The sequence below is a fragment of the Glutamicibacter protophormiae genome (assembly GCF_014647495.1).
Lineage (GTDB): Bacteria > Actinomycetota > Actinomycetes > Actinomycetales > Micrococcaceae > Glutamicibacter > Glutamicibacter protophormiae.
Window position 1 is genome coordinate 35,531 of record NZ_BMPH01000014.1, and the last position, 20,525, is coordinate 56,055.

Annotated in this window: 15 protein-coding genes and 1 riboswitch; of the genes, 13 read left to right on the forward strand and 2 right to left on the reverse strand. The window is 65.9% G+C overall.

What is annotated here, in order from left to right:
- Positions 1–215: 215 nt before the first annotated feature.
- From IEY43_RS15035 to IEY43_RS15080, 10 genes are all read left to right on the forward strand, one after another.
- Positions 216–1,373, forward strand: a complete 1,158-nt coding sequence (locus IEY43_RS15035) for a serine hydrolase domain-containing protein (RefSeq protein WP_188949385.1) — start codon at positions 216–218, stop codon at positions 1,371–1,373.
- Between the two features lie 10 nt (positions 1,374–1,383).
- On the forward strand, positions 1,384–2,172 hold the full coding sequence (locus IEY43_RS15040; protein WP_188949386.1) for an SGNH/GDSL hydrolase family protein: 789 nt from the start codon (positions 1,384–1,386) through the stop codon (positions 2,170–2,172).
- 106 nt (positions 2,173–2,278) lie between these two features.
- A riboswitch (glycine riboswitch) is annotated at positions 2,279–2,376 on the forward strand.
- 165 nt (positions 2,377–2,541) lie between these two features.
- A complete protein-coding gene (gene gcvP, locus IEY43_RS15045; RefSeq protein ID WP_188949387.1) occupies positions 2,542–5,388 on the forward strand; it encodes an aminomethyl-transferring glycine dehydrogenase in 2,847 nt (948 codons plus the stop codon).
- A 10-nt stretch (positions 5,389–5,398) separates the two neighbouring features.
- Positions 5,399–6,520, forward strand: coding sequence for a glycine cleavage system aminomethyltransferase GcvT (gcvT, locus tag IEY43_RS15050; RefSeq protein WP_188949388.1), 1,122 nt, complete (start codon positions 5,399–5,401; stop codon positions 6,518–6,520).
- A gap of 60 nt (positions 6,521–6,580) precedes the next feature.
- Positions 6,581–6,961, forward strand: a complete 381-nt coding sequence (gene gcvH, locus IEY43_RS15055) for a glycine cleavage system protein GcvH (protein WP_188949389.1) — start codon at positions 6,581–6,583, stop codon at positions 6,959–6,961.
- A complete protein-coding gene (gene glyA / locus IEY43_RS15060; protein ID WP_204675489.1) occupies positions 6,961–8,283 on the forward strand; it encodes a serine hydroxymethyltransferase in 1,323 nt (440 codons plus the stop codon). The genes gcvH and glyA overlap by 1 nt, the downstream gene beginning before the upstream one ends.
- 177 nt (positions 8,284–8,460) lie before the next feature.
- Positions 8,461–9,870 carry an L-serine ammonia-lyase gene (locus IEY43_RS15065; protein WP_188949390.1) on the forward strand — a complete coding sequence of 470 codons (1,410 nt, stop codon included), beginning with the start codon at positions 8,461–8,463 and terminating at the stop codon, positions 9,868–9,870.
- A 454-nt stretch (positions 9,871–10,324) separates the two neighbouring features.
- A complete protein-coding gene (gene mgtE, locus IEY43_RS15070; protein WP_209550329.1) occupies positions 10,325–11,644 on the forward strand; it encodes a magnesium transporter in 1,320 nt (439 codons plus the stop codon).
- Between the two features lie 83 nt (positions 11,645–11,727).
- Positions 11,728–12,837 carry an oxidoreductase gene (locus IEY43_RS15075; RefSeq protein ID WP_188949391.1) on the forward strand — a complete coding sequence of 370 codons (1,110 nt, stop codon included), beginning with the start codon at positions 11,728–11,730 and terminating at the stop codon, positions 12,835–12,837.
- Between the two features lie 283 nt (positions 12,838–13,120).
- Positions 13,121–14,107, forward strand: a complete 987-nt coding sequence (locus tag IEY43_RS15080; RefSeq protein ID WP_229777437.1) for a baeRF2 domain-containing protein — start codon at positions 13,121–13,123, stop codon at positions 14,105–14,107.
- A gap of 89 nt (positions 14,108–14,196) precedes the next feature.
- On the opposite strand, the gene IEY43_RS15085 is transcribed toward IEY43_RS15080, so the two are convergent.
- Positions 14,197–15,384, reverse strand: coding sequence for a CPBP family intramembrane glutamic endopeptidase (locus IEY43_RS15085; protein ID WP_188949393.1), 1,188 nt, complete (start codon positions 15,382–15,384; stop codon positions 14,197–14,199).
- 151 nt (positions 15,385–15,535) lie between these two features.
- On the opposite strand from IEY43_RS15085, the gene IEY43_RS15090 reads away from it, so the two are divergent.
- From IEY43_RS15090 to IEY43_RS15100, 3 genes are read left to right on the forward strand one after another with little or no spacing between them, the layout of a single operon-like run.
- Positions 15,536–16,813: a YibE/F family protein gene (locus IEY43_RS15090; RefSeq protein WP_188949394.1), complete on the forward strand. Its 1,278-nt coding sequence runs from the start codon at positions 15,536–15,538 to the stop codon at positions 16,811–16,813.
- A gap of 45 nt (positions 16,814–16,858) precedes the next feature.
- Positions 16,859–17,857, forward strand: a complete 999-nt coding sequence (locus tag IEY43_RS15095; RefSeq protein ID WP_188949395.1) for a metal ABC transporter solute-binding protein, Zn/Mn family — start codon at positions 16,859–16,861, stop codon at positions 17,855–17,857.
- A 20-nt stretch (positions 17,858–17,877) separates the two neighbouring features.
- The gene (locus tag IEY43_RS15100; RefSeq protein ID WP_188949396.1) at positions 17,878–18,996 is read left to right on the forward strand and encodes a CDP-glycerol glycerophosphotransferase family protein; all 1,119 of its coding nucleotides are present in this window, start codon (positions 17,878–17,880) and stop codon (positions 18,994–18,996) included.
- A 24-nt stretch (positions 18,997–19,020) separates the two neighbouring features.
- Here the strand turns inward: IEY43_RS15100 and IEY43_RS15105 are convergent, their stop codons facing one another.
- Positions 19,021–20,511, reverse strand: a complete 1,491-nt coding sequence (locus tag IEY43_RS15105; RefSeq protein ID WP_188949397.1) for an aminobutyraldehyde dehydrogenase — start codon at positions 20,509–20,511, stop codon at positions 19,021–19,023.
- Between the last annotated feature and the right edge of the window lie 14 nt (positions 20,512–20,525).

A 20,525-nucleotide genomic window follows, 5' to 3' on the forward strand; every position in this document is an offset into this window, starting at 1 on the left:
ATATTTTGTTGTCGTCTATTCAATGGGCGAAATCGTTCACTATGCTAACAGCAATAAATGCCTGCTGTTCCGGTCTTTTTGGAGGGGTTTTCTCCACTTATTGAGAAAGGCTCTTTGAGGAACTTATAGGTGGGGCGTGATCTCGCCGGAAGACACGAATTTCCGCTGCGGCTACTAGTGTTAGTTGCAAAGAGACATTCTTTCGAAGGAATTAGATGGAATCGGTCATTACTGACGACTTTGCTCCGCTCGCGCAGGCGCTGCAGGACCGCGCGGCGGCGGAGGAGGACTATTCGGCCCAGCTGGCGGTGTACCACCGCGGCGCGCTGGTGCTGAGCCACAGCGTGGGGGAGCACCTCTCGGGAGACGCGCTGACCTGCGTGTTCTCCTGCACCAAGGGGCTTAGTGCACTGGTCATCGCGCTGCTGGTCCAGGATGGGCTGATCGATCCGGCCGCCCCGATCACCGACTACTGGCCGGAATTCGGCACCCACGGCAAGGGGAAGCTGAGCGTTGGGGAAGTGCTCAGCCACCAGGCCGGCGTCCTGGGAGTCCCCGGCGGAGTGCCCAGCCGGGTGCTGATGAACTCTTCCGAATACGCCAAGATCCTCGCCACCATGCCGAGCATCTGGCCGCTGGGCCAGAACATCGTGGGCTACCACGCCATCACCATGGGTGTGCTCATGGAGGAACTGGTCCGCCGCGTCGCCGGCAAGGAGTTGAAAGACGTCTTCGAAGAGCGCATCCGCAAGCCCCTGGGCGTCGATGCGTACATCGGGCAGGACGACTCCCTGGAACCGCGCTACCGCGACGTGCTCCCCGGCGCCTCCGCCGAGCAGGCATTCTTCGACCCCTTCTCCCCGGCGGGGTTGGCAGTCAACTCGGCCTCCGGCTTCGCGCTGGACAGCGGCCCGGTCTACAACTGGCACGAGCTGGCCAATGCCCGGCAGGTCCGCCGGCTCGGCCCTGCTTCCATGGGCGGCGTGGCCGATGCCCAGTCGCTGGCGGCCATCTACGCCGCGTCCTTCGGCCCGGTGCCATCGCTCGGCGCCGCTCGGGGATTCCTGACCGAGGACACCTGGTCCCGGGTGTCCGCGGAACTCGTCTACGGACACGACCGCACCAGCGGGCTGCTGCAGGCCTTCGCCCTCGGATTCATGAAGGCCACCGCCCGCAACGACTACGGCTCGATCTTCGCCTACGGGCATGACGGGGCGAACTCCTCGCTGGCCTTCGCCGATCCGGCCTACCAGCTGGGTTTCGCCTACATCCCGTCGCGCAACGAGGGGGAGAAGAGCACCTCCATGGGCGTGCAGCTCAGCCAGTTGGCGCGACAGGTGGTTATCGGCAAGATGATGCAGGCCAAGGGCTAGGAGGAAGAACATGGCAAAGTTTTTGGCAATGGGAGACTCCTTCACCGAAGGAGTCGGCGACGACGATCCGCTGCGCCCGAACCAGGTGCGCGGCTGGGCCGACCGGGTGGCCGAGGTGCTGTGCGCCCGCGGCGACTGGGAATACGCGAACCTCGCGATCCGCGGCAAGAAGATCGGGCAGGTGATCAACCAGCAGATGGACCAGGCGCTGTCCATGAAGCCCGACGTAGTCTCCCTCTACGCCGGCGGCAACGACATCCTGCGCCCCAAGGCGGACCTCGAGGCGCTGATGCGCGGTTACGACAGCATGGTCAAGCGCTTCGCCGATGCCGGCATCACCGTGCTGCTGTTCACCGGCTTCGACACCGTCGACTCGCCGTTGTTCTCCAAGACGCGCCCGCGCACCGCGATCTACAACGAAAAGGTGCGCGAGATCGCCGACCGCTACAACACGCTGGTCGCCGACTATTGGCGCTGGCGCGAATTCTCGGACGTGCGCTACTGGGCGGTGGACCGCCTGCACATGGGCGCCGCGGGACACACGCTCATGGCCGCCAAGGTGCTGGACGTGCTGGGCGCCCATGGCGTCACGGACGGCAACTGGTCCTCGGATATCGAGCTGCCGGGGCTGCCGGCGGCAGCGGTGAATGCCCGCGCCGAGAAGCTCCGGCAGGACTTGGGGTGGGCCAGGGAATACCTGGGTCCGTGGGTCAAACGCCGTCTGACTGGGACCTCCTCGGGGGACAATCTGAGCGCCAAGTACCCGGACTACATTCGGCTCGGCGCCGAACACGGCTAGGGCGCTTCATGCAGGGGCTCCGGGGCCGCAAGATTGTTTGCAGTTGGTCCCAGGGCAGGTACCATGGGACATGTGTTGTGGGTCATTGGCCCGCAGCCGACGCCATAGAAGGATGGCGGGAGAGACCCGTTCACACCATGGACGGGCGCCGTAGGAGCAATTCCTCCCCAGGAAACTCTCAGGCACCCGTACCGCCATCAAGAGGCAACTCTGGAAAGTAACCGGCCCGATCCGGTTCACCGAAGGTGCAAGCAACCGGCTTGGTAGGCCGGATGCGTAAAACTCTCAGGTTGTGCAACAGGGATGGGGAGGGACAGCGACCTTCCTTTGGCATGCGCCAAGACAGATCCCCATGGAGACACCTGCACCATGACCATCACGCAGACTTCTGCTAACACGAACAGCGAATTCGTGTCCCGCCACATCGGCCCGCGTCAGTCCGACGTCGAGACCATGCTCCAGACCCTGGGCTACAACAGCCTGGACGAGCTGATCGACACGGCAGTTCCCGCCGACATCCGCCAGGATGCCGCACTGGACATCCCGGATGCCCTGACCGAGACCGAGGCCCTGGCCCACCTGCGTGAGCTGGCGTCCAAGAACGTCATGAAGACCCAGATGATCGGCCAGGGTTTCTATGACACCATCACCCCGGCGGTCATCCGCCGCAACATCGTCGAGAACCCGGCCTGGTACACCGCCTACACCCCGTACCAGCCGGAGATCTCCCAGGGCCGCCTCGAAGCCCTGCTGAATTTCCAGACCATGGTCATGGACCTGACCGGCCTGCCGATCGCCAACGCCTCGCTGCTGGACGAATCCTCCGCCGCCGCCGAAGCCGTGCTGATGATGCGCCGCGCCAACAAGAAGAAGTCCAACGGCAAGACCGTGCTGGACTCCAACATCTTCCCGCAGACCATCAAGGTCGTGCAGGGCCGCGCCGACGCGCTGGGCTTCGAGGTCGAGGTCGTCGACCTGTCCGCAGGCCTGCCCGAGGGCGAGATCTCCGGCATCGTGCTGCAGCAGCCGGGCAATGACGGCTCGATCGCCGACCACGCCGAAATCATCGCCGCCGCCAAGGCCGCCGGCGCCATGGTCACCGTGATCGCCGACCTGCTGTCGCTGACCATGATCGCCGCCCCGGGCGAGCAGGGCGCAGACATCGCCGTGGGCAACACCCAGCGCTTCGGCGTCCCGCTGTTCTTCGGCGGCCCGCACGCCGCCTACATGGCCGTGGGCAAGGGCCTTGAGCGCTCCATGCCGGGCCGCCTGGTGGGCGTCTCCACCGACGACGCCGGCACCAACGCCTACCGCCTGGCCCTGCAGACCCGCGAGCAGCACATCCGCCGCGAGAAGGCCACCTCCAACATCTGCACCGCCCAGGCGCTGCTGGCCATCTGCGCCTCGATGTACGCCGTGTACCACGGCCCGGCAGGCCTGAAGCAGATCGCCTCGCGCGCCCACAACCACGCCCGAGTGCTGGCCAGCTCGCTGGCAGCCGGCGGCTTCGAACTGGCCTCGCAGGCCTTCTTCGACACCGTGGTCGTCACCGTCCAGGACGCCGAAGGCATCATCGCCAAGGCCAACGAGGCCGGCATCAACCTGCGCAAGGTCTCCGACACCCAGGTGGGCATCTCCACCGACGAGACCACCACCTCGGCCACGGTCAAGGCCCTGGCCGGCGTGTTCGGCGTGGAACTGTCCGCACCGGAAGGCTTCGAGATCCCCGAGGGCCAGGAGCGCACCAGCGCCTACCTGACCCACCCGATCTTCAACACCATCTCCTCCGAGACCCAGATGATGCGCTACCTGCGCCGCCTCTCGGACCGCGACCTGGCCCTGGACCGCACCATGATCCCGCTGGGCTCGTGCACCATGAAGCTGAACTCGGCCGCCGAGATGGAATCCATCACCTGGCCTGAATTCGCTTCCATCCACCCATACGCCCCGGCCGCGCAGACCGAGGGCTGGCGCGAGCTGATCACCGACCTGGAAGGCCGCCTCACCGCGATCACCGGCTACGCCGGCGTCTCCATCCAGCCGAATGCCGGCTCCCAGGGCGAATACGCAGGCCTGCTGGCGATCTCCGACTACCACGCCTCGCGCGGACAGTCGCAGCGCAACGTCTGCCTGATCCCTGCCTCCGCCCACGGCACCAACGCCGCCTCGGCCGTGCTGGCCGGCATGAAGGTCGTGGTCGTCAAGACCGCAGCCGACGGCACCATCGACGCCAATGACCTGGACGCCAAGATCGAGGCGAACAAGGACGTGCTCTCCGCGATCATGATTACCTACCCGTCCACCCACGGCGTGTACGACGCCGACGTGCGCGAGGTCTGCGGCAAGATCCACGACGCCGGGGGACAGGTCTACATCGACGGCGCGAACATGAACGCCCTGGTGGGCCTCGCCCAGCCGGGCAAGTTCGGTGGCGACGTCTCGCACCTGAACCTGCACAAGACCTTCTGCATCCCGCACGGCGGCGGCGGTCCGGGCGTCGGCCCGATCGGCGTGGGCGAGCACCTGGTGCCGTTCCTGCCGGGCGACGCCTCGGGCACCTACTCCGAGCGCGACGGCGTCCCTGTAGTCGCCACCGCCTTCGGCTCGGCCGGCGTGCTGCCGATCTCCTGGGCCTACATCGCGATGATGGGCGGCGAAGGCCTGACTTCCGCCACCAAGCACGCGATCCTGAACGCGAACTACATCGCCAAGCGCCTGAACGAGCACTTCCCGATCCTGTTCACCGGCAACAAGGAACTGGTTGCCCACGAGTGCATCCTGGATCTGCGCGAAGTCACCGCCAAGACCGGCGTCACCGCCGAAGACGTGGCCAAGCGCCTGATCGACTTCGGCTTCCACGCACCGACCCTGGCCTTCCCGGTGGCCGGCACCCTGATGGTGGAGCCGACCGAATCCGAGGACCTGGCAGAGATCGAGCGCTTCATCGAAGCCATGATCACCATCCGCCAGGAAATGGAGGAAGTGCTGGCCGGAGTCTACGAGCTGGAGGAATCCCCGCTGCGCCGTGCCCCGCACACCGTGGCTGCAGTGGTCAACAGCGGCTGGGACCGCAAGTACACCGTCGAGCAGGCGGCCTTCCCGGTCGCCAGCCTCAAGGTGGACAAGTACTTCCCTGCCGTGGGCCGCATCGACGGCGCCGGCGGCGACCGCAACCTCATCTGCTCCTGCCCTGCTCCCGAAGCCTTCGAAGACTAGGAACATCGCAATGACTGAAACCATCACCAAGCACACCGCGCTGCACGGCAAGCACGAAGCGCTCGGCGCGAACTTCACCGACTTCGGCGGCTGGGACATGCCGCTGAAGTACGGTTCGGAGCTTGCGGAGCACAAGGCCGTGCGCTCCACCGCAGGTCTGTTCGACCTGTCCCACATGGGCGAGGTCTGGGTCTCCGGCCCGCAGGCCGCCACCGCGCTGAACACCGCGCTGGCCGGCAACTTCGCCCTGATGAAGGTCGGCAAGGCCAAGTACTCGCTGATCCTGAATGAAGACGGCAAGATCATCGACGACCTGATCGTCTACCGCATGGAAGAGTCGAAGTACCTGGTGGTGCCGAACGCAGGCAACGCCCCGGTAGTCGCGGCCGAACTGGTCCAGCGCGCCGAAGGCTTCGACGCCCAGGTGCAGGACGCCTCCGGCGATGAATCGCTGATCGCCGTGCAGGGCCCGAACGCCGAAGCCATTGTGGCCAAGCTCGCCGCCGACGAGGCCAGCGCCGGAATCGTCACCGAGATGAAGTACTACTCGGCCGCCTATGTGAAGCTCGGCGGGATCGACACCATCCTGGCCCGCACCGGCTACACCGGCGAGGACGGCTTCGAGCTGATCATCAAGAACGCCGACGCCGCGTCGCTGTGGGACACCATCGTGGAAATCGGCAAGGACCACGAACTGGTTCCCTGCGGCCTGGCCGCCCGCGACTCGCTGCGCCTGGAAGCCGGAATGCCGCTGTACGGCAACGAGCTCTCCCTGGAGCACACCCCGTTCGACGCGGGCCTCGGCCCGGTGGTCTCCTTCAAGAAGGAGGAGAACTTCATCGGCCGCGCCGCACTGGAGGCGCAGCGCGAGCAGACGCCCGCCCGCAAGCTGGTGGGCCTGAAGGGGCTGGGCAAGCGCGCAGGCCGCGGCGGCTACGCCATCGTGAAGGACGGCGCCGTCATCGGAGAGATCACCTCCGGCCAGCCGTCGCCAACCCTGGGCTACCCGGTGGGACTGGGCTACGTCGATGCGGCCTTCAGCGAGGTTGGCACCGAGCTGGAAGTCGATCTGCGAGGTAAGACTTTGCCATTTGTTGTCGTGGAACTGCCGTTCTACACCCGCGCCAAGTAACGTTAAACAAAGAGGGCATAGCCTAACGCCCCCTATTTCCCTTTGGGAGAGGAAAAAATCGTGAGTAAAGTTCTGTCAACGTTGCGCTACTCGGCCGAGCACGAGTGGATCGACGCATCGTCCCCAGCCAAGATCGGCATCACCCAGATTGCTGCCGACGCACTGGGCGACGTTGTCTACGTAGACCTGCCAGAGGTCGGCGACACCGTCACCGCCGGCGAGACCTGCGGCGAAGTCGAGTCCACCAAGTCGGTCTCCGACCTGTACTCGCCGGTCACCGGCACCATCGTCGAGGTCAACCAGGAAGCAGTGGACAACCCTGCAATCCTGAACGAGGACCCATACGGCGCGGGCTGGCTGTTCACCGTCGAGGTAGAGTCCGAAGGCCCGCTGCTTTCTGCAGCAGACTACGCAAGCGCGAATGGTGGAAACGTCGAGTAATGAGCAACAAGACTTATGAATCACTGGCCCCGGCATCGCTGACCCAGTCCCTGGCTGAGCTGGATCCAGAGGTCGCGGCGCGGATCGACGCCGAGCTGGCCCGCCAGCAGCGCGGCCTGGAAATGATCGCCTCGGAGAACCACACGGCGCAGGCCGTGATGCAGGCGCAGGGTTCGGTGCTGACCAACAAGTACGCCGAGGGCTACCCGGGCCGCCGCTACTACGGCGGCTGCGAAGAAGTCGACGTCATCGAGACTCTGGCCATCGAGCGTGTGAAGGAATTGTTCGGCGCGAAGTTCGCCAACGTCCAGCCGCACTCCGGGGCGCAGGCCAACGCGTCGGTGTACCACGCGCTGGTGCGTCCGGGCGATACCGTGCTGGGCCTGAACCTGGCCCACGGCGGGCATTTGACCCATGGCATGAAGATCAACTTCTCCGGCCGGTTGTTCAACATCGTCCCGTACGGCGTGGACGAGGCGACGAACCTGGTGGACATGGACGAGGTGGAGCGCCTGGCGATCGAGCACTCCCCGAAGATGATCGTGGCCGGCTGGTCGGCGTACCCGCGGCAGCTGGACTTCGCCCGGTTCCGCGAGATCGCGGACAAGGTCGGGGCGTACCTGTTTGTGGATATGGCGCACTTCGCGGGCCTGGTGGCTGCGGGGCTGCATCCTTCGCCGGTGCCGCATGCGCATGTGGTCACTTCGACCACGCACAAGACCCTGGCCGGTCCGCGCGGCGGCATCATCCTGAGCAATGATGCGGAGATCGCGAAGAAGCTGAATTCGGCGGTGTTCCCTGGCCAGCAGGGTGGTCCGTTGGAGCATGTGATTGCGGGCAAGGCGGTGGCGTTCAAGATCGCCGCGACCGCGGAGTTCAAGGAGCGCCAGGAGCGCACCCTGGCCGGTTCGCGGATCCTGGCGGAGCGTTTGACCCAGGATGATGTGGCCGCCAAGGGGATCAGCGTGTTGACCGGTGGCACCGATGTGCACCTGGTGCTGGTGGACCTGCGCAACAGCGAGCTGGATGGCCAGCAGGCCGAGGATCTGCTGGCGCAGGTGGAGATCACGGTGAACCGCAATGCGGTGCCGTTCGACCCGCGTCCGCCGATGACTACCAGCGGTCTGCGGATCGGTACGCCGGCGTTGGCGACCCGTGGTTTCTCGGAGGCGGCGTTTGCGGAGGTTGCGGAGATTATCGCGCAGACCTTGATTGCCGGTGCCGAAGGCAATACCGGTGCGCTGCCGGAGCTGAAGGACCGGGTTCTGGAGCTGGCCGCAGCCCACCCACTGTACCCGGAGCTGGCCAAGGTTTCCGAGTAACATCTTCAACCGAAGATGAGGGCCCGGAAAGCGGCGAAAAGGTGCTTTTCGGGCCCTCAGTCTCTCTTCTGCCAAAAATACGCGGCAGTAGAACGACAGCAGGGGGAAGAACCCTGCATGACAGACGAGCCGATCCGGGCTTCTCCCGGATCCCAAGATCTAAGGATGTGATCCGCTATGGCGGTAAGCGTATTCGATCTCTTCTCGGTAGGCATCGGACCCTCGTCCAGCCACACCGTGGGACCAATGCGTGCGGCCCACGCTTTCATTGCGCACCTGGTGCGCGAGGGACAGCTCCCCGCAGTGGAGAGCATCCGCATTGACGTCTACGGTTCGCTGGCCGCCACCGGCCGCGGCCACGGGACCTTCACCGCCATCATGCTCGGGCTGGAAGGCTTCGAGCCGGAAAGCATCCTGCCGGCCCAGGTCGATTCCCGGCTGGCGGACATGGACGGCACCGGAGTGCTTCGCCTGGCCGAGCAGCTGGGACACCGCAAGGACCTGGACTACCGGGTCGAAGACATGGTCCAGCACCCGCTGACCGTGCTGCCCCGCCACACCAACGGCGTGAAGTTCATCGCCCTCGACGCCCAGGGCGCCGAACTGTCCAACGAGACCTTCTTCTCCGTCGGCGGCGGGTTCATCGTGCGCGAAGGCGCCGAGGAACGCATCGAAAAGAGCCTGGAAAAGAAGCTCAAGCAACAGCCCTACCCGTTTACCACCGCGGCCAAGCTGCTGGAGCACTGCCGGGAGAGCGGCAAGTCCATCGCCGAAATCATGATGGCCAACGAGGAAACCTACCGCACCCGCGAGGAAATCCGCTCCGGCCTGGTCCACATCTACGAGGTCATGGAGGAGTGCAAGAACTCCGCCCTCGAGCGCACCGGCGTGCTGCCCGGCGGACTGAAGGTCCGCCGCCGCGCTCCCGAATGGCACAAGCGCCTGCGCAAGGAAGACAAGGACCGGGACCCGGTGTTCTGGCAGGAATGGATCAACCTCGTCGCCTTGGCTGTCAACGAGGAGAATGCCTCGGGCGGCCGCGTCGTCACCGCACCGACCAACGGCGCCGCCGGCATCATCCCTGCCGTGCTGTTCTATGCAACCCACTATGCCCCGGGCGCCAAGTACTGGAACGATGAAGAAAAGCACGACGCCGTCGTGAATTTCCTGCTCACCGCCGGCGCGGTCGGTGTGCTGTACAAGGAACAGGCCTCCATCTCCGGCGCCGAAGTCGGCTGCCAGGGCGAAGTCGGTTCGGCATCGTCGATGGCCGCCGGCGGACTGGCCGAAATCCTGGGCGGAACACCAGCGCAGGTGGAGAACGCGGCGGAGATCGCCATGGAACACAACCTTGGGCTGACCTGCGACCCCATCGGCGGGCTGGTGCAGATCCCATGCATCGAACGCAACGCGATCGCCGCTTCCAAGGCCGTGAATGCCGCGAAGATGGCTCTGATGGGCGATGGCGAACACCACGTCACCCTGGACGAAGTCATCATCACCATGCGCGAAACCGGCAAGGACATGAGCGACAAGTACAAGGAAACCGCCATGGGCGGCCTGGCCGTCAACGTCGTGGAATGCTGAGACGCCGATAGGCCTGCATGCGGCGCGGAAAGGGCGGAGCTCCACTGGAGCCCCGCCCTTCCTGCGTCCGGGCGCTATGAGCTCAGGCACCAAAACGAGACAGCAACGGGCATGGATGATAGAACTTGAATCAGAGGGTGGCTTCACGCGCCGCCCTGCACTAGGGAGGTGATCACATGGACGACGGGCCTAGCCGATCTATGTCCACGCGATCTCCCAGGGACAATTCGTAGCTGGCAAGCCTTTCTCGGCTTCCCTGCGTGCACGTCTGCGAGTTCGCGACCGGCTCTCATTCATGTGCGCAGAGCATGACTTAAATCAGGAGACTTATCTCCGCTTTTCCTGATGCTTCCGCTCCCCGGTTGGTGGGCGGAATGCTTATGTTTCCGCGCCAAACGACACGTTTGGAAGGTTCATCATACATACCCCACAGAACGTAGATTTCTCAACTACATTGCGTGCCCTGCACGCGGCCTTGAAGGACGAGAACCTCGGCGCATTGGCCGCGCAGCTGCGCCAGCTGGAACCAGCGGCAATCATCGAGTACCTGGACACCCTCACCCTTTCCGAAGCCGCCATCGCCTTCCGCCTGCTGGACAAGCCGCGGGCGTTGAGGGTTTTCGAGAAGCTCGATGCCCCGCTGCAGGCGGACCTCATCAAGGGGCTGCAACAGGACGCGGTGGCGGAGACCTTGGCCGGCATCGAGGCCACGGAGCGGGCGGCGCTGCTCGACGAGCTTCCGGCCACCGTGGCATCCACCCTGCTGCAGGCACTGGATTCGACGTCCCGTGAAGAAACCCGTGTGCTCCTGGGCTACTCCGCGGCCTCCACCGGCCGGTTCGCCTCGACGCACTACATCAAGACCTACCCCGAGCTGACCGCGGAGCAGACCCTTGAACGGGTCCGGCGGCGGCTCTCCGAGCGCAGCACCGCGAATCTGGTGCCTGTCGTGGACCACGAACGCCGCCTGCTCGGCGGGGTCGAGCTGAGCCAGCTGGTTGCCGCTGATCCGCAGACCCTGATCGGGGACCTGCTCAGCCCGATGTTCAGCGCGACGGTGGAGGATCCTGCGGTGCAGACCGCACGTCGACTGGTCAACCGCCAGCGCGAAATCGGTGCGGTGCTGGACCAGGAGGGAAAACTGGTCGGGGTGCTGCACTGGGCGCAGGCCCTGGAAATCCTGGAGGACGCGGATGAGGCGCGGACCGCCCGCACCGCGGGGTCCGAGCCGCTGAACCGCCCGTACCTGAGCACCCCGATCGGCTCGATGGTGCGCTCGCGCATCCTCTGGCTGCTCGTGCTGGCCGTCGGCGCCACCCTGACCGTCCAGGTGCTCTCCAGCTTCGAGGAAACCCTCGAATCCATGGTGGTGCTCAGCCTGTTCATTCCGCTGATCGTCGGTATCGGCGGGAACACCGGGAACCAGGCGGCGACCACGGTCACCCGTGCGCTGGCCATGGGGGAGGTGCGGATTTCCGACATCGGCCGCGTGCTGCTGCGCGAGGTCCGGGTGGGTTTCGTACTGGGCCTCAGCCTCGGGGTGCTCGGGTTCCTGATGACATTGCTGATCTTCGATGAGCCGGTTGCCTGGGTGATCGGCCTGACGCTCATGGCGCTGTGCACCGTGGCGGCGTCGGTCGGCGGCATCATGCCGATCATCGGCAAATCGATCAAGGCGGACCCGGCGGTCTTCTCGAACCCGTTCATCTCGACCTTCGTCGATGCCGCGGGGCTGGTCGTCTACCTGAGCATCGCTGTGCTGATTCTGGGCTGAAAGGCCGGCCCCGCGCCCGGGCGGAAAGTTGCGCCGCGCTCCGCGGGCGGAATAAGCGTCCGGGCGCGAGCGTCATACTTAGCATGCCTCAAAGTAAACTCTTCGCTCCAGTCACCATTCCCACCCGCGCCGGACGGGGCTTGGTGCTGCGCAACCGCACGGTGCTGCCGCCGATGTGCCAGTACTCCATCGAACAGCGCGACGGCGTGCCGACCACCTGGCAGCTGGTGCATCTGGGTGCGCATGCCCAGGGCGGCTTCGGCCTGGTCATCGCCGAGGCCACCGCGGTGGCACCCGAAGGACGGATCTCGGACCTGGACGTCGGGCTGTGGAACGAGCGGCAGGCCGACGCCTGGAAGCCGGTCACCGAGTTCATCCATTCCCAGGGAGCCGCCGCGGGCGTGCAGCTGGCCCATGCCGGGGCCAAGGCCTCGACCTACGGCTGGCTCAAGGAATACGATGACGCCGGCAAGACCGGAAGCCTCGCCCCGGAAGACGGCGGCTGGCAGACCCTGACCTCGACCCCGAGCGACCTGCACGGACTGGATCCGGCGGTCCAGATGACCGCGGAGCAGATCGCAGAGTCGGTGCAGGACTGGGCCGCGGCCGCGCAGCGCGCCGACCGGGCCGGATTCGACCTGATCCAGATCCACGCCGCGCACGGGTACCTGATCCACCAGTTCCTCTCCCCGCTGACGAACCAGCGCACCGACCAGTACGGTGGAAGCTGGGAGAACCGCACCCGCTACCTGCGTGAGATCGTGCAGGCCGTCGCGGCCGTGTGGCCGCAGGAGAAGGCCCTGGGCATCAGGTTCTCCGGAGACGACTGGGTCGAGGGCGGCTGGCGCATCGCTGACACGGTTCGGCTGGCCGAGGAGCTCTACGCCGAGGGCGTGCGGGCCTTCGACCTGTCCAGCGCAGGGATCGGCCCCTTCCGCGGCCCCAGCGGCCCCGGATACCAGGTGCCGCTGGCCCAAGCGGTCAAGCAGGCGCTGCCCGCGGACGCATTCGTCACGGCCGTCGGCGGGATCACCGACCCCGCGCAGGCCGAACAGATCCTGGTGACCGGCCAGGCCGACGGCGTGAGCGTGGGACGTGCCGCGCTGGGCGACCCGCAGTGGCCGAACCGGGCCGCCAAGCGGCTGGGAGCGGCCATGGCGTCCCCGGCGCAGTACTGGCGGGGCCGCTGGTAAATTCGGCGTGCCATGCTGATTTCAGCAGAACCTCGACATACTTTCCGCTTACCTCTTCCTGCATCTGAATAGTGATGTTAGGTTAGTGCCACGGATCAAGTCGCATCGCGGCGGGAGTCGCGTGCGGAAGGGAGTCAGCATGGCACTACGCGCGGATTCTAATGGAATCGACGCTTCGCTCTACCGAAAGACCGGCCCTTGGAGCACCGTACTGGTCGATGCTTCGCTGGGGAACACATCCGCTCAAGAGGCAGCTGATAATCTTCCCGACAAGGTAGCGAAATTGCTCAAAAGCCAGCAGGCCAGCACGGAAGACATCGGCGCAGTCACTGGCGCACTTGAACCAGCGCAAGGCATGCGCGCACCGGTCGCCCGCTTCATCGCCGTCCATGACGGAGAAGTCCTGCTGAACGAGCTGCTTCCCGGGCTGAAGGTTCAATTGCCGTCGGTCGATGTCGGACCGTTCCCGAACTTCACTGCGCTGGCGCGATCCCGCGGCGGCTCGTTCTCCTACCTCGTGGCAGAGGTCGGACGTGACGGCGGCGAAGTCCATCTCTACAACACCACTTCACCCGAACGCGTTGCCAGCCGCGGCATCGTCGGCGCACCCGAAGAAATCCGCCACGCACGCAAGGTGCCCGGCGAATACGACCAGCCCAAGGCCCAGGCCGCGGCGGATGAAATGATTCGGCGGAACACGGAGGAAGTCGCCGACCTCATTAATGACATGTGCCGCGACAACTACATCCGGCTGATCGTCCTCTCCGGGGATATCAAGGCCCGCGAGGCCGTCGCCGGTGCGCTGCCGGTGACCCTGCAGGAGTATGTGGAGGTCATCGACGCGCATACGCGTACCGGAGGTGCGGATGCCAAGCAGGTCCAGCAGCATATTACGAAACTCGTGGACGAGGTGAAGGCAGCGGCCGTCGCAGACCTCGAGGCCCAGGTCGCCGCGCAGGCCGGCAACGGGCGATCCCTGCTGGCAGTGGGGCTCGACGAAGTCGTCACCGCCCTGCAGTCCGCCCAGGCCGAAGTGGTGCTGGTCGGGCAGTACCAGGACGAGCACACCCTGCGCGCGCTGAGCGCCGAACCATGGGTTGCACACCAAGAAGGAGATGATCACGCAGACCTGGTGGTCGGCGAATGGCCGGCACCGGAGGTCCTGCTGCGGGCCACGGCCCTGACCGACGCAACGATCCGCTACGTCCCGGACATGGACATGCCCGACGGCGCAGGCATCGCAGCACTGCTTCGATGGGCCAAGTCCTAGGAACCAGCCGCACTTAACCAACCAAGCGTGGGAAAGCCTCGGCGATCCCACGCTTGCCTATGCCTGCGGCCCCACCGCCGGGACCGGCGTTATCGGGAGTTCCCGTGCCGCTCCTGCCCGCCGGGTCCGTCCGGCCCGGGCGCTCCAGGCTGGCCGGGCTCCAGCGGCTGCTGCGGGACCCCGCCCGGCCCGGGCCGGTAGGCCGGGTGCTGGCCGGGGAAGTTCCCGCCTGCCTCGGGCGCCCAGTAGGCCTGATGCTGCGGGGTCACCGGGTAGGCGATGGGCCATGGCTGCAGCAGGTGCTGGTCGGTGCGGCGGCGCGGTGCCGGCCCGACGCTGCGCTGAATGTCCTTCTTCTGCGCGACCTTGACCAGCAGGACCGTCAGGATGGCGGTCATCGCGCCGGAGATGAGCAGCGAAACCGGGTCCGAGCCCTCGGCGTTCAGGTCCACCAGGCCGACCGAGCCGAGCAGGAACAGCGAAGTGTTGTTCACGACGTGGATGGCGATCGCGGCTTCCAGCCCGCCGGTGCGCCAGGTCAGATAGCCGGCGGCGATGGCGAAGATCGCCACGTCCAGCAGGCCGTAGATGTCGTACAGGTGCCCAGCGGTGAACAGCGGCACCGGCAGCAGGATCGCGAAGAGCGGGTGCTTGAACCAGCTGCCGATGACCTGCATGAACGCTCCGCGGAAGACCAGTTCCTCGGCCGCGCACTGCAGCGGGGTCAGCAGGATGACCAGCAGGGCGTAGAACAGGGGGCTGTCAGGGATGCTGCTGGCAGGCACCTGCGCGCCCCCGCCCACGTCGAGGGCATCCAGGATGAACGTCAGCGCGAAGTAGGCGGCATAGACGATGCCGCTGACGGCGAAGGCCGTTCCCATCCACCCCCAGCGGATCTTCCCGGCGACCGAAACCAGCAGGCAGACCGGCTTGGCGCCGAGCAGGAGATAGGCGAACCACACCGAGGGGATCATCACGATCAGCGAGACCATCAGGATGGAGAACATCATCGGGTCGGCCATGTCCATGACGGTCAGCTGCTCCAAGGCCGCGGCGTCATCGCTCCAGAAGACTGGGTTGAACATCATCATCACGAGGGAGATGAGGGCGACGACGATCGACAGCACCGCGAAGAACCCGGCGGCCGTGCCCAACAGCGCCAGCGGGCGCCACCAGCGGTAATTTTCCTCGCGCCGCAGGAGTCTGTGGAACTCGTAGCGCGGTTCATCAACTTCTTCGGCCGGGGCAGGGAGCCCCGCATTTGATGTCATGCTCATGCATCCATTCTCCCGGTGCAGTCCTCCGAAAAGCATGAGCCTTCCGGAGGATCTCTGCGCTCATCCCCGAGAGGCAGGCACCTGCTGTTTTCCCGAGCTGATTAGACTTGGGGACGACAACTTTGACTCGAATGATGCGGAGAACGCACCCGTGGGCCACCACCATCACGACGAACCCATCTTGCAGGATCCGCAGCGGCGGCGCCGCGCCTCGATCATCCTCTGGGCGCTGCTCGCCCCGATCGGCGCCCTGGCGCTGGTCATGGTCATCGCGCTGTGGCCGCAGGGGAACTATGACAAGTTCGCGCTCTCGGGCTCCACGGACACCACCGGCGGAGCGGTGATGGCCACGGGCACCGTGACCCGCTCGGTGTTCCAGGACTGCCCGTCCTCGCAGGGTCTGGAGGACGTCGGTGGCAAGGTGCTTGAATGCACCGTCACCTACGTGATGCCCGATGACGGCGGTGCCGAGATCCAGCTGGAAATCCCGCAGGAGACCCTGCAGTCGCGCGAGGCCAGGGCGGGGGATTCGCTGCGCTACCTGGATCTGTCCAAGGTGGGGTCGAATTCCGGAACGGATTTCGTGTTCGTGGACTTCGTGCGGACCTTCCCGATGGCCCTGCTGGCCATCGCCTATGGCCTGGTCGTTGTGCTGGTGGCCGGCTGGCGCGGGGCCAGGGCCATGATCGGGCTGATCGGAGGCATCGCCTTCATGATCGTGTTCATGATTCCTGCGTTGCTGGAGGGCGGCAATCCGATCCTGGTGGGCCTGACCGGGGCCACGGCGATCATGTTCGTCGCGTTGTATTTCGCGCACGGGCTGAATGCCAAGACCTCCACCGCGCTGCTGGGCACGCTCTTCGGCCTGGGCGTGACGGCGGGGCTCGCGCTGTGGCTGACCGATGCGGCGGCGTTGACCGGTGCGCACGACGAGGCGGCCATGACGCTGTCCACCGTCGCTCCGCAGATCTCGCTGCCGGGCTTGCTGATCTGCGGCGTGCTGATCGGCGGCATGGGTGTGCTCAACGACGTGACCATCACCCAGTCGGCCACGGTCTGGGAACTGGCAGAGTCCGCGCCGAAGGCCACCGCCACCGAGCTCTTCCTGCGCGGCATGCGCATCGGGCGCGACCACATCGCCTCCACGGTCTACACCATCGCCTTCGCCTACGCCGGCGCTGCGCTGCCGGTGCTGGCCATTGCGGCGTTGAGCAACCAGGGCTTCGGCACCACCCTCAGTTCGGGGGAAATGGCCGAGGAAGTCATCCGCATCCTGATCGGTTCCATCGGGCTGGTGCTGGCAATCCCGGTGACCACCGGGATCGCGGTGCTGGTGGTCAAGGCCACCGGAACCGGCGGCGCGCATGGAAAATCACTGGGCGGAAGAGGCCGCCGAGCGGCGCTAAGTGCGAATCATTCTCATGAGTAATGTAGAATAGTTCTCAATAGCGCACCTGAACTAGAAAGTTTCCTCGTGAATAACCGCTCAATCCTCGCCTCACTTGCCCTTGTCCCCGTCGCAGGCCTGCTGCTCTCCGGATGCTCTGCCGATGCGCAGGGTACGCCGGAAGACTCGGGTGTGAGCATCGTGGCCACCACGAATGTCTACGCCCAGATCGCCCAGGCGGTAGCCGGCGAGCATGCAGAAGTCAGCGAGATCATCACCTCCACGGCGCAGGACCCGCACTCCTACGAGCCGACGGCCCGCGACAAGCTCGCCGTCTCCCAAGCCAGCGTCGTACTCGCCAATGGCGGGGGATACGACGCGTTCATGGACACGCTGGTCCAGTCGCTGCCCCAGGAACAGCGCGAGAAAGTCTCGCTGATGCACGTGGTCGATTCCTCCCCGGTCGCAGCCGAGGAAGCCGCAGGCCACGAGGGCGAAGCCGAGGGCCACGACCATGCCGACGACCACGACCACGCCGGCGAGGAGGGCCATGGGCACGAGCACGCCGAGTACAACGAGCATGTCTGGTACGACCTGGAATCGATGAGCGCGCTGGCCGATGCCCTCGCCGCCGAGCTGGGCAAGCAGGACGCGGCCAACGCCGCCGCCTATACCGAGAACGCCCGGGCCTTCGACACGGGCATCAAGCAGCTGAGCGGCGAGCTGGCCGCCGCCGGGCTGGAAGGCAAGAGCTACCTGATGACCGAACCGGTGCCCTTCCACCTCCTGGAGGACGCCGGCATGGTCAACAAGACCCCCGCCGGCCTGAGCGAAGCCATCGAGGAAGGCGAGGGGATCGCCCCGCTGACCCTCAAGAGCGCCGAGGACCTGCTGTCCGGCAAGGGCGTGGACATGATGGTCTACAACGTGCAGACCGAAGGCGCCGAGACCAAGGCCCTGGCCTCGGATGCGCGGGACGCCGGGGTTCCCGTGGTGGAACTGACCGAGACGATCACCGACGGTTCGAGCTACCTGGAATGGATGCGCGGGAACATCAATTCCCTCGCCTCCGCGCTGAAGGGCTAGCGCTTACGTAGACTTGATGCATGCCGTTGATTCCAACACCCTTCAATCAAGCCGCTGGCAAAGCAAAATCCCTTCTGGCCGAACGCTCGGTGCGGGCCCAGATTGCCGACGCTTCCCGTGGCCTGGAGAAGGCGGAGGTGGTCCTGTTCTTCGCCGAAGGACCGGGCCAGATCTACCAGCTGGACACCTGGCTGGAGACCTTCGAGCGGCTGGCCGGCCGGGGGCTGGACGTCGGAGTTGTGCTGATGGACGCGCTCAGCGCCCGGCAGGCGCTGGAATCGACCAGCCTGCCGCTGCTGTTCAGCCGCTCCATGGAGCAGATCGAAAAGCAGCTGGCCGCCATGGGCACCAAGGCGGTCTGCTATGTGAACAACTCGCAGCGCAACTTCACCATGCTGCGATTCAACGGCCCCGCGCACATCCACCTGAACCACGGCGAGAGCGAAAAGGCCTCCATGGTCTCCAACCAGCTCAAGGCCTACGACTACGCCTGCGTGGCCGGCCCGGCCGCGGTCGAGCGCATCCGGGAAGCCATCCCGCGCTTCGACCTCGCCCACCTGGTGCAGATCGGCCGCCCGCAGCTCGATGCACTGGTGCCCAACGAGCGGAGCAGCAAGATCCGGGTGCTCTACGCGCCGACCTGGGAGGGCGACTCCCAGGCCATGGCCTATTCCTCCATCACCACACTGGGAGAGCGGATCCTCGCCCAGCTGCAGGCCGACGACCGCTTTGAAGTCCGCTTCCGCCCGCACCCCAAGACCGGGGACGTCTCCGCCGAAGCCCGCAAATCCATTGCCGCGCTGAAGTCGAACTACACCGCGCTGATCGACCCCACCGCCGACGCGGGCCAGTCGCTGGTCTGGGCCGACGTGGCGATCTGCGACATCTCGGCCATGTCCTATGACGCGGTGGCGCTGAACGTGCCGCTGCTGCTGGCGGGGGAGCGGGACTGCAAGTTGCGCCAGGGCTTGCCTGCGGACCAACTGCTCGGCCACGCCAATGGGCTGGCCGACCGCGTCGCCGCGCTGGCCGCTTCCGGGGTTTCCGGACGGCAAAAACAGCTGGCCCAGTATTTCTTCGCGACCACCGAACCGGGGGCCGCGACAAAGAAACTGGACCAGCTGTTGCGCAGTGTCTGACACCGCGGCGCCGCGGGCAGCAGCCTAGCGCTGCTTGAACACCGTGTCCTGCCATTCGCGGTGGGCCGCGGTGTCATGGGCGATGAGCACGTGCTTGACGTTCGTGTACTCGTCGAAGGAGTACTGGCTCATGTCCTTGCCCATGCCCGAGGCCTTGTAGCCGCCATGCGGCATGTCCGAGACGATGATGATGTGCTCGTTGATCCACACGCAGCCGGCCTGGATTTCGGCGCTGGCGCGCATGGCCCGGTTCACGTCCTTGGTCCAGGCGCTGGCGGCCAGGCCGTACGGGGTGTCGTTGGCCAGCTCGATGGCCTGGTCGTCCGTGTCGAACGGCAGCGCCACCAGCACCGGGCCGAACACTTCGTCCTGCACGATCTGGGAATCCTGGGCCGCGCCGACCAGCAGGGTCGGACGGTAGAAGTTGCCCGGACGCTCTACGCGCACACCGCCGGCCAGGGCGGTGGCCCCGGCGGCGACCGCGCGCTGCACCATGGCGGCGACCTTGTCGGCATGCTGCTCGCTGATCAGCGCGCCCATGTCGGTGTCCTCGTCGGTCGGATCGCCGACCACCATGGCGTTCATCAGTTCCGCCACGCGGGTGGTGAACTTCTCGAATACCGAGGAATGCACGTAGGCGCGGGTGGCGGCGGTGCAGTCCTGTCCGGCGTTGATCGTCGAGCCGGCCACCGCTCCGTGCGCCGCGGCTTCGATGTCCGCGTCCTCGAAGACCACGAACGGGGCCTTGCCGCCCAGTTCCAGGTGCACGCGCTTGCCGCTTTCGGCGGCCATGGCCATGATCTTCAGGCCCACCGCGGTGGACCCGGTGAACGACGTCATCTTCACCAGCCGATGGCGCACCAGCGGCTCGCCGACCTCCTGGCCCCCGCCGACCACGACGTTGATGACGCCGTCGGGCAGCCCGGCGTCCTTGGCGGCCTGCGCGAACAGCAGAGTGGTGCCCGGGGTCAGTTCGCTGGGCTTGAGCACGATGGTGTTGCCCGCGGCGATCGCCGGCAGCACCTTCCATGCGGCCATCTGCAGCGGGTAGTTCCACGGGCTGATCGAGCCGATCACGCCGATGGCCTCGCGGCGCACCATCGAGGTGGTGTTGCCGGCGTAGTCCCCGGCGGCCAGTCCCTGCAGGTTGCGGGCGGCGCCGGCAAAGAAGTTCACATTGTCGATCGAGCCGGGCACGTCGAACTGGGTGGACATGCGGATGGTCTTGCCGGTCTGGGCGGTTTCCACCTCGGCCAGCAGCTGCGCCTTGCGTTCCAGCTCGCGGGCCAGGGCCAGCAGGTGGTCGGAGCGCTCACCGGGGGTGAGCTTGGACCAGGTGGCGAACGCGGCCGCGGCGGCCTGCACGGCCTGGTCGACCTGGTCGGCGGTGGCGGTGTCCACGTCGATCAGCTTCTGCCCGGTGGCGGGGTTGCTGCGGGTGAGCACCGGCCCCTCGCCGCGCACGAATGAGCCGTTGATGAACTGGTGGCCGTCGGTGAATTCAAAGGTAGGCATGTGGGAAGTTCCTT